12 protein-coding genes are annotated in these 11,982 nt (G+C 67.3%); 8 read left to right on the forward strand and 4 right to left on the reverse strand.

Annotation, left to right across the window (positions count from 1 at the left end):
- Window positions 1–10: 10 nt before the first annotated feature.
- Entirely contained in the window at window positions 11–424 is a 414-nt protein-coding gene (locus B146_RS0120540) for a Rieske (2Fe-2S) protein (RefSeq protein WP_019998363.1), read from the reverse strand.
- Between the two features lie 201 nt (window positions 425–625).
- Here B146_RS0120540 and B146_RS0120545 point away from each other — a divergent pair, with 201 nt between their 5' ends.
- Window positions 626–1,675: a LacI family DNA-binding transcriptional regulator gene (locus B146_RS0120545; RefSeq protein WP_019998364.1), complete on the forward strand. Its 1,050-nt coding sequence runs from the start codon at window positions 626–628 to the stop codon at window positions 1,673–1,675.
- Between the two features lie 269 nt (window positions 1,676–1,944).
- Here B146_RS0120545 and B146_RS0120550 read toward each other — a convergent pair whose 3' ends face one another.
- Complete coding sequence (locus B146_RS0120550; RefSeq protein WP_019998365.1) at window positions 1,945–2,925, reverse strand: aldo/keto reductase; 981 nt, start codon at window positions 2,923–2,925, stop codon at window positions 1,945–1,947.
- Window positions 2,926–3,142: 217 nt separating this feature from the next.
- Between B146_RS0120550 and B146_RS0120555 the strand changes: the two genes are divergently transcribed.
- Both B146_RS0120555 and B146_RS0120560 read left to right on the forward strand, forming a co-directional pair.
- A complete protein-coding gene (locus B146_RS0120555) occupies window positions 3,143–3,940 on the forward strand; it encodes an SDR family oxidoreductase (protein WP_019998366.1) in 798 nt (265 codons plus the stop codon).
- 61 nt (window positions 3,941–4,001) lie between these two features.
- Window positions 4,002–4,751, forward strand: a complete 750-nt coding sequence (locus tag B146_RS0120560) for a ribonuclease activity regulator RraA (RefSeq protein WP_019998367.1) — start codon at window positions 4,002–4,004, stop codon at window positions 4,749–4,751.
- Between the two features lie 122 nt (window positions 4,752–4,873).
- Here the strand turns inward: B146_RS0120560 and B146_RS0120565 are convergent, their stop codons facing one another.
- Together B146_RS0120565 and B146_RS0120570 are read right to left on the reverse strand one after the other, a co-directional pair.
- Window positions 4,874–5,926, reverse strand: coding sequence for an aldose epimerase family protein (locus tag B146_RS0120565; protein ID WP_019998368.1), 1,053 nt, complete (start codon window positions 5,924–5,926; stop codon window positions 4,874–4,876).
- A gap of 123 nt (window positions 5,927–6,049) precedes the next feature.
- Window positions 6,050–7,129, reverse strand: a complete 1,080-nt coding sequence (locus B146_RS0120570; protein ID WP_026358809.1) for an ABC transporter ATP-binding protein — start codon at window positions 7,127–7,129, stop codon at window positions 6,050–6,052.
- Between the two features lie 74 nt (window positions 7,130–7,203).
- Here B146_RS0120570 and B146_RS0120575 point away from each other — a divergent pair, with 74 nt between their 5' ends.
- From B146_RS0120575 to B146_RS0120595, 5 genes are all read left to right on the forward strand, one after another.
- Window positions 7,204–7,902 (forward strand): GntR family transcriptional regulator, encoded by a 699-nt coding sequence (locus B146_RS0120575; protein WP_019998370.1) that lies wholly within the window; start codon window positions 7,204–7,206, stop codon window positions 7,900–7,902.
- Window positions 7,899–8,870 (forward strand): alpha/beta hydrolase, encoded by a 972-nt coding sequence (locus tag B146_RS0120580; RefSeq protein ID WP_019998371.1) that lies wholly within the window; start codon window positions 7,899–7,901, stop codon window positions 8,868–8,870. The genes B146_RS0120575 and B146_RS0120580 overlap by 4 nt, the downstream gene beginning before the upstream one ends.
- A gap of 18 nt (window positions 8,871–8,888) precedes the next feature.
- Window positions 8,889–10,094: an ABC transporter substrate-binding protein gene (locus B146_RS0120585; RefSeq protein ID WP_019998372.1), complete on the forward strand. Its 1,206-nt coding sequence runs from the start codon at window positions 8,889–8,891 to the stop codon at window positions 10,092–10,094.
- 147 nt (window positions 10,095–10,241) lie between these two features.
- Window positions 10,242–11,099, forward strand: a complete 858-nt coding sequence (locus B146_RS0120590; RefSeq protein ID WP_407638550.1) for a carbohydrate ABC transporter permease — start codon at window positions 10,242–10,244, stop codon at window positions 11,097–11,099.
- A complete protein-coding gene (locus tag B146_RS0120595) occupies window positions 11,096–11,929 on the forward strand; it encodes a carbohydrate ABC transporter permease (RefSeq protein ID WP_019998374.1) in 834 nt (277 codons plus the stop codon). The genes B146_RS0120590 and B146_RS0120595 overlap by 4 nt, the downstream gene beginning before the upstream one ends.
- The last annotated feature ends 53 nt before the right edge of the window (window positions 11,930–11,982 follow it).

The following is an 11,982-nucleotide window of genomic DNA, read 5'->3' on the forward strand; positions in this document are numbered from 1 at the left end:
CCGGCCTTTTTCAGATTTCGACGACGAGGTATTGGCCGTCCACCGACACCTCGAAGGTCTCGGCCCGGAGCAGGCTGTCCTCGACCGCCTCCCCCGGCACCACGTCGAGCGCGAAGGCGCGCACGCGCATGGTGCGCGGGTCGCAGACCGAACGCCCCGTCCTCAGGTCGAACTCCCAGGCATGCCACGGACAGCGCACCATGAGGCGGCAGTTCGAATGGCTGTACCGGCCGGGCGTGTCGGACAGGGTGAGCCCGACGGTCACGCCGACGCTGAGCGGGCCGCCCTGGTGCGGACACGCGTCGGCGATGCCGTAATAGGCTCCGTCGACATTGAAGAGCGCGATGGCCCGGCCGTGCGCCTGGACGCGCAGGCTCGAACCCGAAGGCACATCCTCGACGCGCGCCACGACGTGCTTCGCCATGCAGCCTCCCGATGGCACTCGGCGCCGCCAAGCGGCGGTTCGAGCACACCACGCATTCCGATGTTTGTTTGGTTTTGTTAGTTCATATGCTAATACCAACAAAACAATGGCGCAAGGAGGTTGCGGTTCGGAATTTGCTTGCCCTGGCGTTTCCAGCGCCTTTAGAGCAGGATGCGGCACCCAAACAGAAGCGCAACACACATGGCTGGAAACAGGGTCACGATACAGGATCTGGCTGACAAGCTCGGTCTGTCCAAGTTCTCGGTCTCGCGTGCGCTGTCGGGCAAGCCCGGTGTGGGCGAGGCGACGCGCAGCCGCGTGTTCCGCGCGGCGCAGGCGATGGGCTACCGGATCAACCAGGACGTGCCCATCACGACGGGCCAGATCCTGTTCGTCCGCCAGGAGATCGACCCCGTCAGCAGCGAATTGTGGCTCAACATCATGCATGGCGCCGAGCAGGAGGCGGACCGGCTGGGCTTTGCGATCGTGCCGCGGCAGGTGCGCCATCTGGGCGACGCGCGGCAGATGGAATCGTCGATCGTCGGGATCATTCTCGCCGTTCCCCGCCCGGCCGAATGGACGGCGGCGGCCCTGTCCACCGGGTTGCCGGTCGTCTGCGCGAGCTATGTCGCGCCGATGGAGCCGATCGATCAGGTCGTCGGCGCCGACTGGGAAGCCGGCTTCGGCGTCGCCGGCCTGCTTGCAAGCCTCGGTCACACCGACATGGCCTTCGTTCACGGCAGCGTCGCGCCGCTCGGCCGGCACGAGCGGCTCCGGGGCTTTCGCGACGGCGTGCAGCAACATCTCGGCGCCGCCGTCGAGGACATCGTCTTCGACGAGGGGCTGGGCTTCCGGCGCGCCTTCTTCGCCTATCTGCGCGCCGGCGGCGCGCCGACCGCCCTGTTCTGCGCCCATGACGGCATCGCCGTCAGCGTGATCTCGGAGCTTCTGCGACTGGGCATTCGGGTGCCCGACGACATTTCCGTCGTCGGCTTCAACGATTTCGTCTCCGCCATGCAGGTGTCGCCGCGCCTGACCACCGTGCGCACCGCGCAGGTGGAGATGGGCGGCGCCATGGTGCGCTGCATCGCCGACCGCCTGATCGGCCCGGAGGGCGCGTCCCGCCCGCCGGTGCGCCTGTCGCTCGTGTCGGAAATCGTCGTGCGGGAATCGACGGGTCCGGTCGCGCCGAAGACCTGGCTCGCGCGCGCCCTCGACCTGGCGAAGGCCGACGAAGCCCTGCCCGCATAAGGGTTTTCATGAGCCTTCGACGGATATCGCGCGGGCCGGGCTCGGCCGGCGGGTAGACCCGCGCGCCGCGACGGGAGCGGGAACGGCCGGAGAGGGTGGAGCGATCGGCAAGGTCGCCCCCCATCAGCCAACCCGGCTTGCTCGAAGGGTCAGGCGACCTCGCTGACCCGATGCAAGACCTGACCCGAGTCCGTCATCGCCTTCGACCGATCGGCGCAGACCCGCGCCCGGCAACGTGCCGAGCGCAGGGCTAGGCGCGGAAGCCGCGCTTACTCGAAGCCCATGATCCGATGCGGCACGTAATGGGCCTCCAGCTCGCGCACGTCCTCTTCCGTCAGGCGGATGTCGACGGCCTTGACGGCGTCCTCGATCTGGCCTTCCCGGCTGGCTCCGATGATGGGCGCCGCGAGGCCCGCGCGCGACAGAAGCCAGGCGATGGCGATGCGCGCGCGCGGCACGCCGTGGCGCCCCGCCACGCTCGCCACGGCGTCGATGACCCGGCCGTCGGCCTCCTCCGTATCGCCGTAGAGAACCGGCCGCAGGATATCGGTGCCCTTGCGCACGGACTCATGCCCGTCCTCGCGCGCCAGGAGCCCGCGCGCCAGAGGCGACCAGGGGATGAGACCGACGCCTTCGGCCACGCAGAGCGGGATCATCTCCCGTTCCTCCTCGCGGTTGAGGAGGTTGTAGTGGTTCTGCATGGAAACGAAACGCGCCCAGCCGTTGCGGTCCGACAGGTAAAGCGCCTTGGCGAACTTCCAGGCATGCATGGAGGAGGCGCCGATATAGCGGACCTTGCCCGCCTTCACGACGTCGGTCAGGGCCTCCAGCGTTTCCTCGATCGGCGTCACCGGGTCCCAGCGATGGATCTGATAGAGGTCGACATAATCCGTGCCGAGCCGGCGCAGGCTGTGATCGATCTCCTGCATGATCGCCTTGCGCGAGAGGCCTTTGGCGTTCGGCCCCTCGCGCAGCGGCGAGTTGATCTTGGTGGCGATGACGATCTCGTCGCGCTGGGCGAAGTCCTTCAGAGCCCGGCCGACAATCTCCTCGCTATGGCCGTTGGAATAGATGTTGGCGGTGTCGAAGAAGTTGATGCCCTCTTCCACGGCCTTGCGGATCAGGGGCCGGCTCGCCTCCTCCACCAGCGTCCATTTCGGGTTTCCACGGTCGGGATCGCCAAAGGTCATGCAGCCGAGGCAGATGCGCGAGACCTCGAGGCCCGAGCGGCCGAGTCTGGTATAGTCCATTCGTTTCTCCCAAGGGCCTGTTCGCCACCTGTCCAGCCGACGCGCGGCCGACGGGCGGTCTTTGTTGCGGCCCTCCCGGCCGCTCCAGCCTAAATCCCGCGCCGCCCTACGGCGTCCGGCTGGCCTTTTTAGAGCTTGAATTTCCACTCCGGTTTCGTCAACTTGTTTTTCATACGCCAAACTTTGTTTGGTTGACGGAATGGGAGTAAGGGCGGGAATGGGCGTGGCGGTTCGGGACCTCGAGGGTCGATGCGCCCTGGTGACGGGCGCGGGATCGGGCATTGGCCGCGCTTCGGCTCTTCTTCTGGCCGCGCGCGGGGCGCGGGTCGGCGTCCTCGCGCGCTCGGCTCACGATATCCAAGCGGTGGTCGCGGAGATCGAGGCGGCGGAGGGAGAGGCACTCCCGCTCGTTGCCGACGTCTCGGACGAAGCGGCGATGCGGGAGGCCGTGGAGCGCTTCATGGCGCGCTTCGGGCGGCTCGACATCGTCGTCGCCAATGCCGGCATCAACGGGGTCTGGGCGCCGATCGACGATCTGAAACCCGACGAATGGGACCGGACGATCGCGGTCAATCTGCGCGGCACCTATCTGACGCTGCACTTCACCGTCCCGCATCTGAAGGCGGCCGGCGGCGGCTCGGTGGTCGTCGTGTCCTCGATCAACGGCACGCGCACCTTCTCCACCGCGGGGGCCACGGCCTATGCCGCCAGCAAGGCGGCGCAGCTCGCCATGGTGCAGCAGCTGGCCCTGGAACTCGGCCGGCACCGCATCCGCGTCAACGCCGTCTGTCCCGGCCTCATCGCGACCGATATCGCCGATTCCACCATCAAGCGGAACCAGGACCTGGCGCGCGTACCCGTGACCTGGCCGGAGGGCGACATTCCCATCACCGGGGGCAAGCCCGGCAGAGCCGAGGACGTCGCCGCGACGATCGCCTTTCTCGCCTCGGACGCCGCCGCGCATATCACCGGCAGCCCCGTCTTCATCGACGGCGGGCAGGGTCTTCTGCGCTGACGCCACGCCCCGCCAAAACCACACGCATCGCAACGGGAGGGGCGCGATCCGCGCCGCAGACATGACGATCGAAACCCATGACATCACCCGTCCGTCGCCGGAGATCATCGAGGCGCTCGGTGCCATCGGCGCGGCGACCGCCAGCAGCCAGCTTTCCAAGATGGGCGTGCGCAACTCGCATATTTTCGGCCCGGTCTCGCGCTCGCCCGGCCGCCGGATCGTCGGGCCGGCCCTGACGCTTCAGTTCATGCCCAAGCGCGAGGACCAGTACGACGCCGACGAATATGCCGACCCGGAAAAGCAGCTGCACCGGCATGTGCTCTACCACACGCAGCCGGGCGACGTGGTGGTGGTGGACGCGCGCGGCGACATGCGCAGCGGCATTTTCGGCGAGATGATGCTGACCTATTTTCGTGGGAAGGGCGGCATCGGCGTGGTGATCGACGGGTGCCTGCGCGATTATCCCAATTACGGCGACCTCGACCTCGGCTACTGGATCAAGGGTCTGACGCCCAACTTCCATACCCAGACCGACATCATGCCCTTCGGCGTCAACGTGCCCATCGCCTGCGGCGGCTGCCTCGTGATGCCGGGCGATATCATCATCGCCGACGATGACGGCGCGGTGGTCGTGCCGGCGCAGCTTGCCCCGACGTTGATCGCCCGCGCGTCGAAGCATCATGAGTGGGAGGCCTTCTCGAAGGAGCGCCTCATGGAAGGGGGCGAGCTCAAGCGCTACTACCCCCTCACCGAGGAGGCCCGCCCGGAATACGAGGCCTGGCTCGCGGCGAAGGCGGGTGCGGCCGGCTGACGCTCGCCGCCGAGCGCAGCCATGCCACTGCTCGCCATTCTCCGCGCGGGCGTGGTGCTTGGCCCCCAAGGTCGGCGGCACGGCCGAGAGCGCCGTCCGTCCGCCTGCCCCCTTGCGCCGCGTCAGCCCCCGGCCTCCGGAAACACGATCAGCATCTCATGCCGGTACGTTTCCCCCTCCCGTAGCATCACGGACGGAAAATCCGGACAGTTGGGGGCGTTCGGATAGGCTTGCGTTTCGAGGGCGAAGCCGGCGTATTTCTCATAGACGGCGCCGCCTTTGCCCCGTGCCGGCGCCAGTCCGAGATGGTTGGCCGTATAGAGTTGAAGGCCCGGCTGGTTGGAATGGATGTCCATCCGGCGACCGCTGCCGGGGTCCCAGGCCGACACGCAGCGCCGCAGCCCTCTAGCGCGGCCCCTCAGGCAAAAATTGTGATCGTAGCCGCCATCGATCGAGGCTTCGGCGATATCTGCACCGATCGCCTTGAACCGCCGGAAGTCGAACGGGCCGCCTTCGACCGATAGGATCTCGCCGGTCGGGATCTTGTCCGGCCGGACCGGCGTGTAGTGATCCGCCTCGATCTGCAGCTGCTGCTCCAGGACGCTGCCGCTCGCATGACCCGCGAGGTTCCAGTAGCCGTGGTGGACGAGGTTGACGATCGTGTTTCGGTCGGCCCGCGCCTGCATCGCGATGGAGACGGCCCCGTCCGCAGCGACACCGTAGGTCACCGACGCATCGAGGGCGCCGGGATAGCCTTCGTCGCCGTCGGGGCTCGCGAGGCGAAACTCGACGGCGTTCGCCGACGGATCGGGATGCGCGCTCCAGAAGCGTTTTCCAAAGCCCCGAACGCCGCCATGCAGATGATGCGCGCCGCTGTTGCGCGCGAGCTGAAACACTTGCCCGTCGAGTTCGAACCGGCCGTGGGCGAGCCGATTGGCAAGCCGCCCGCAGAGGGCGCCTGCGTTGCCGGGCATCGTTTCATAGTCTGCGGGGTCGTCATATCCGAGCACGATATCCTCGACCACGCCGTGACGGTCGGGCCGCGTCAGCCGCGTCAGGATGGCGCCGAAGCCGATCACCTCGAGTTCCGTGCCGCCGCCGCAGAGGCGAAACGCTTCAACGGGCCGGCCTTCGATCGCGCCGGTGATGCGGCGGTCCGGCGTCGCGATCGACATGGGTTTTTCCTCGCTTTGCTTGAGACGCGGCACCTGAGCCGACCCGCACCCTAACCTTGATCACGATGGCTTTCCGCAACGCTTCAATGTCCCTGCGGGTCGGCGGCCACCGAAGGCCGGCGATCAGTTCAGGCGCTGACCGCTCGCGGGATCGAAGAGGTGGACATGCTCGGGCCGCCCCGCCACGCAGAGGCGCTGGCCCACCGCGATGTCGCTGGTGCGGGGAAATTCGACGGTGATCATGCGCTCCCCGCCGATGTCGAGATAGCCGAAGGTCTGGCTTCCGAGCCGTTCCACGACGGAGAGTTCGCCCGCGAACCAGGCCTCGCCCGGCTCGCAGACCGCGAGGTCTTCCGGCCGGATGCCGAGCGTCACCCGCCCCTGCCCCGTCGAGGCGCTCGCGAGCGGCAGGGCGATTTCGCCGGCGGGAAGCTGGAGGCGAATGCGTCCCTCTCCGTGGCCGGTCACGTCGCATTCCAGCGTGTTCATGGTCGGGCTGCCGATGAACTTGGCGACGAAGAGCGTGTTCGGGCGCCGGTAGAGTTCGAGCGGCGGGCCGACCTGTTCCATGTTGCCGCCGTTCATGACCACGATGCGGTCGGCCAGCGTCATCGCCTCGACCTGATCATGCGTGACATAGACGGTGGTGGCCTTGATGCGCCGGTGCAGCTTGGCGATCTCCAGACGCATTTCGACGCGCAGCGCCGCGTCGAGATTGGACAGCGGCTCGTCGAACAGGAAAGCCTGCGGATCGCGCACGATGGCCCGGCCCATGGCCACGCGCTGGCGCTGGCCGCCGGACAGCTGCGCCGGCAGGCGCGCCAGGAACGGGTCGAGCTTCAGGATGGCGGAGGCGTCCTTGACCTTGCGCGAAATATCCGCCGGGTCGCCGTCGCGCATCTTGAGGCCGAAGGACATGTTGTCCTCGACGCTCATATGCGGATAGAGCGCATAATCCTGGAACACCATGGCGATGTTGCGCTCGGCCGGCGGCAGATGGCCGATGCTGCGCCCACCCATGACGAGATCGCCGCCGGAAATCTCCTCGAGGCCCGCGATCATGCGCAGGAGCGTCGACTTCCCGCAGCCGGACGGCCCGACCAGCACCACGAACTCCCCGCTGCCGATCTCCAGATCGATGCGGCGGATGACATTGACCGAGCCATAATCCTTGCGGATGGCCTTCAATGAGATGGCTGACATGGGTCCTCCCAAACCGCTTGATCTTTGCTCTATTATCAATAATGATATCGATAATGACAAGCGGGGAGTTGGCGATGATCGAGCCGGACGCGGAGGGAGAGCGCAGGCGCAGCCGGACGGAGCGGGTTCCGACGGGCAAGTCCGCCGCCGCCTTCGTTTCCTTGAAGCGCGCGATCATGCTAGGCGACCTTCCGGCCGGACAGCCGCTGGTGGAACTGGAACTCGCCACCCGCTTCGGCTGCAGCCAGGGCACGGTGCGCGAGGCGCTGCTTCAGTTGCAGGACGAAGGGCTCGTCCTGCGCAACGGCTATCGCGGCACGCAGGTCTCCGCCTGCACCGTGGAGGAAGCGGTGGAGCTGTTCCGCATTCGCCAATCCATCGAATGCCGGGGTATCGTGCATGTCCTCCAGCATCCGAGCCGCACGCTGGTGGCCGACCTCAAGGCGCTTCTGGCCGACATGACGGCGGCTGCGACGAAGGCGGACGAGCTGGAACTGGCCTCGATCGACCGCGAGTTCCATGGCCGCATCTTCGCCGATGCCGGGCTGCCCGCACTCGACCCGATCCTGCGGCGCTGCCTGATCCACAATCACCGCTTCAAGATTTCCCGTTCCATGGGAGGGCGCGATCTCCTGCAGACCGCCCAGCGGCACGAACCCATCGTCGCCGCCATCGAGGCGCGCGACCTCAAGGCCGCCTCCGCCGCGCTGTTCCACCATATCGCGACGATCGTCGACTTCGGGCCGAACGTCTTCCCGGATCAGGTCCAATGAACGCGCGCACCGAAAGCTTCCCCACCGATCTCGCGCCCGAAATGGCCGCGCTCGCGGCGCGGGTTCTGGCCGAGGACGGCCCGCAGCCCGACCCGACGCTGCTTTCCCCTGCCGAGGGGCGACGCGCCGCCGAGCTCGGCAACCGGCGCTGGAACGTCGCCCTGCCGGTGATGGAGCGCGTCGAAACGGTTCATGTTCCCGCCGATCCGGCCCTCGGCTCGGCCGACGTGCGGCTCCTCGTCCTCGTGCCGCCGGACGCGCGGGCGGGCGCGATCCTCTTCGTTCACGGCGGCGGCTTCGCCTTCTGCAGCCCTGAAACGCACGAGCGCTGCGCGCGCGTCCTCGCCGCCGAGACCGGCCTGCCGGTGATCCTGCCGGATTATCGCCTCGCGCCCGAACATCCCTTCCCCGCCGGGCTTCTCGACGTCGTGGCGTCCTGGCGCGCAGCCTTCGCGGCGACGGCGGAGATCGGCGTGCGCCGGGGGCCGCTGATCCTCGCCGGCGACAGCGCGGGCGCGGGGCTCTGCGTCTCGGCCCTCCTGCATGAAGGAAGCAGGACACAGGCCGACGCCGCGCTTCTCTTCTACGGGGTCTATGACGCCGATTTCGACACGCCGTCCTACCGGACCTTCACGGACGGGCCGGGCCTGACGCGCGCCAAGATGCAGCGCTATTGGGACTTCTACGTCGCGGATGCGGCGGCGCGGGCAACGCCCCTCGTCGCCCCGCTGCTTGCCGAGGACGCCGCGCTGGCCGCCCTGCCGCCCTTGCACCTGATGGCGGCCGGCATCGATCCGCTTCTCAGCGACACGTTGAACCTCGAAGCGCGGCTCGCCGCGCTGGGCCGGCCGGAGCGCACGCGGATCGTGCCCGGCGTCGTCCACGGGTTCCTGCAGATGAGCCATGACCTGCCCCAGGCGCGGGAGGCGCTGGGGCAGGCCGCAGACTTCGTCAAAAGCCGCATCTAGACGGCACGACCGGGAGGAATGACCATGACACGACTGAAGGCGCTCACCGCCGCGCTCGCCCTCTTCACCACGCTCGGCGCCTCGGCCGCTGAAGCCGAGACCGTCCGCTTCTGGTACCATTTCGACAATCCGGAAAATCCGATGTCGGCCCTGGTGCAGAAGTTCGAGGGGGCCAATCCCGGCATCGAGATCGAGGCCGAGAACGTTCCCTGGAACAGCTATTACGACAATCTCTACACCGCGCTCGTCGGCGGCAACGCGCCGGACGCGGCGATGGTGAAGCTCTTCGCCCAGCCCCGCCTCCTGGAAATGGGCGCGCTCGAGCCCTTGAAGGAGCGCATCGACGCCTGGCCGGGCAAGGCCGAGCTTCTCGACAACCTCCTGACGCTGAACGCCGGGCCGGACGGGAACAACTACTACCTGCCGATCCAGTATGTCGTTCTCTACCTCTACTACCGAACGGACCTCTTCCAGGCCGCCGGCCTCCAGCCACCCAAGACCTGCGAGGAGTTCCGCACCGCCGCCAAGACGCTGACCAAGGCGCCCGACACCTACGGTTTCGGTTTCCGGGGCGGCAAGGGCGGCTGGGACCAGTGGGGCACGTTCGTCTTCTCGCGCGGCGCCGAGCTGAAGCCGGGCGGCCTCGACAATCCGCGAGCGATCGCCGCCAACGAATGGCTGGTCGACATGTTCGCCAAGGACAAGTCGATCCCGCCCTCCTCCCCCAATGACGGGTTCCAGGAGATCATCGGCGCCTTCAAGTCCGGCAAGACCGCGATGACGATCCACCATATCGGCTCGTCCAAGGACCTCGTGGCCGCCCTCGGCGACAAGGTCTCGGCCGTGCCTGTTCCGGCCTGCGACGGCAAGGCGTGGACGTCGTATGGCGACGAGTCTCTCGCGATCTTCGCCAATTCCGAGAACAAGGACGCCGCCTGGAAGTGGATTTCCTTCCTCGCCGAGCCCGAGAACAATGTCGAGTTCGTGAAGGCGACGAACCAGCTGCCGGTGACGAAGACCGGCTCCGCCAACTGGACGGGTCACGAGAAGCGCTTCGTGGACGCGACGCTGCAATCCCTGCCCTTCGCGGCCGTCCTGCCGCAGTCTTCCGCCACGGCCGACTTCGTGAACACCGAGTGGCAGGCCAGCATGCAGCAGGCGATGACCGGCCAGATCACGCCGGCCGACATGATGAAGAAGCTGCAGGCGCTCTTCACGCAGTAACCGACCAGACCGTCCGACGGGCGTCGGCCTTCCCGCCGACGCCCCCTTCCCTCGGCGAACCCGAAGGCTTGAGGTCCCATGACAACCATCGACGATCTCGCAGCGCTCGAAGGCGCGCCGAGGCGGCGCCTCTCGCGCGCCCGGCTGATGCCCTATGCGCTCCTCGCGCCCGCCGTCATCGTGGTCGCGATCGTCGTCTTCCTGCCGATGGCGGAGGCGGTGATCACGAGCTTCTACGAGCTGATCCTGTTCCGGCCGAATGCCAGCCGGTTCGTGGGGCTCGCCAACTACGTCAAGCTCTTCGCCGATCCCGTGTTCTGGGAAGCGCTCGGCCACACGGCGCTCTGGATCGGGCTGACCGTGCCGCTCCAGATGGGGCTCGGCCTTCTCGCCGCGATCCTCCTCAACCGCGAATTCGCTTGGCGGGGCCTCGCCCGCGCGCTCGTCATCATCCCCTGGGCGCTGCCGAGCGTCGTGATCGCGCTGATGTGGCGCTGGATCTACGATCCCAATATCGGCGTCCTCAACGATCTGCTTCTCACTCTCTCCGTCATCACGACGGCGGTTCCCTGGCTCGCCGATCCCTCGATCGCGATCTACGCGATCATCGCCACCCTCACCTGGCAGGGCTTCCCCTTCTTCGCGGTGATGATCCTCGCCGCGCTCCAGGGCATTCCGAAGAGCCAGTACGAGGCGGCCTCGATCGACGGGGCCAGCGCCTGGCGCCAGTTCCGCCACATCACCCTGCCCGGCATCGCGCCGGTGCTCGCCACGGCCGGGCTCCTGCGGGTCATCTGGGTCGCCAATTCCATGGACGTGATCTTCGTCATGACCTCGGGCGGCCCCGGCTACGCCACCACGACCCTGCCGCTCTACGCCTTCGTCAAGGCGCGGCAGAATCTCGATTTCGGCTACGGCTCGGCCATCGCCGTCACCTTCACCCTGATTCTCGGCAGCTTCGTCGCGATCTACATCGCGCGCACCATGCGGGAGGTCGAACGATGAAGAAGGACAGCTTTCTCAAGCGTCTCCTGACGACGCATATTCCCGTCGCGCTGATCGTGCTCCTGGCGATCGGCCCCTTCGCCTGGATGATCCTGACCTCGCTCACCCCCTCGGCCGAGATCGTCGCGCAAGGCGTCTCGCTCAAACCCTCCGGGTGGAGCGCCGACAATTACTCGCGGCTCCTGCGCCAGACCTCCTTCCTCGGCAATATGGGCCATAGCCTCATCGTGGCGCTCGGCACCGTCGCGCTCGGCCTTCTCGTTTCGGTGACGGCGGCTTATGCCTTCTCGCGCTTCCGCTTTGCCGGGCGGCGGGCGTTCATGCTGCAGTTCCTGCTCGTGAACATGTTCCCGATCGTGCTTCTGATCCTGCCGCTCTTCGTGATGATGCGCCGGCTCGGCCTTCTCGACACGCATGTCGCGCTCATCATCGCCAATGCCACGACCGCCATTCCCTTCGCGGTCTGGATGCTGACGAGCTATGTCGGCGCGATCCCCAAGAGCCTCGACGAGGCGGCGATGATGGACGGCTGCTCGCGGCTGACGGCCATGCGCCGCGTCGTCCTGCCGCTCGCTTTGCCCGGCATCATCTCGACCGGCATCTACATCTTCATCACCGCCTGGAACGAGTATCTCTATGCCCTGACGCTCGGCGGGCGGAACGTGCGCACCGTCACCGTCGCCATCCAGACCCTGATCGGCGAATACCAGATCGAATGGGGCCTGCTCGCGGCCGGCGGCGTCGTCGGCGCCCTGCCCGTCACCATCCTCTTCCTTCTCGTCCAGCGCCGGCTCGTCGGCGGCCTCACGCAAGGGGCGGTCAAGGGCTGACCCGAAGCCCCCACGCCGCTCCGCCCCCCTTCCCCAATCCAAGGAACACTCCT

It is taken from the genome of Aureimonas ureilytica DSM 18598 = NBRC 106430, assembly GCF_000382705.1.
Taxonomy (GTDB): Bacteria; Pseudomonadota; Alphaproteobacteria; order Rhizobiales; family Rhizobiaceae; genus Aureimonas; species Aureimonas ureilytica.

Bases quoted from the DNA above. Each gene is read 5' to 3' on its own strand.
- B146_RS0120540 (WP_019998363.1), bottom strand. From the start codon at position 424: ATGGCGAAGCACGTCGTGGCGCGCGTCGAGGATGTGCCTTCGGGTTCG.
- B146_RS0120545 (WP_019998364.1), top strand. From the start codon at position 626: ATGGCTGGAAACAGGGTCACGATACAGGATCTGGCTGACAAGCTCGGT.
- B146_RS0120550 (WP_019998365.1), bottom strand. From the start codon at position 2,925: ATGGACTATACCAGACTCGGCCGCTCGGGCCTCGAGGTCTCGCGCATC.
- B146_RS0120555 (WP_019998366.1), top strand. From the start codon at position 3,143: ATGGGCGTGGCGGTTCGGGACCTCGAGGGTCGATGCGCCCTGGTGACG.
- B146_RS0120560 (WP_019998367.1), top strand. From the start codon at position 4,002: ATGACGATCGAAACCCATGACATCACCCGTCCGTCGCCGGAGATCATC.
- B146_RS0120565 (WP_019998368.1), bottom strand. From the start codon at position 5,926: ATGTCGATCGCGACGCCGGACCGCCGCATCACCGGCGCGATCGAAGGC.
- B146_RS0120570 (WP_026358809.1), bottom strand. From the start codon at position 7,129: ATGTCAGCCATCTCATTGAAGGCCATCCGCAAGGATTATGGCTCGGTC.
- B146_RS0120575 (WP_019998370.1), top strand. From the start codon at position 7,204: ATGATCGAGCCGGACGCGGAGGGAGAGCGCAGGCGCAGCCGGACGGAG.
- B146_RS0120580 (WP_019998371.1), top strand. From the start codon at position 7,899: ATGAACGCGCGCACCGAAAGCTTCCCCACCGATCTCGCGCCCGAAATG.
- B146_RS0120585 (WP_019998372.1), top strand. From the start codon at position 8,889: ATGACCATGACACGACTGAAGGCGCTCACCGCCGCGCTCGCCCTCTTC.
- B146_RS0120590 (WP_407638550.1), top strand. From the start codon at position 10,242: ATGCCCTATGCGCTCCTCGCGCCCGCCGTCATCGTGGTCGCGATCGTC.
- B146_RS0120595 (WP_019998374.1), top strand. From the start codon at position 11,096: ATGAAGAAGGACAGCTTTCTCAAGCGTCTCCTGACGACGCATATTCCC.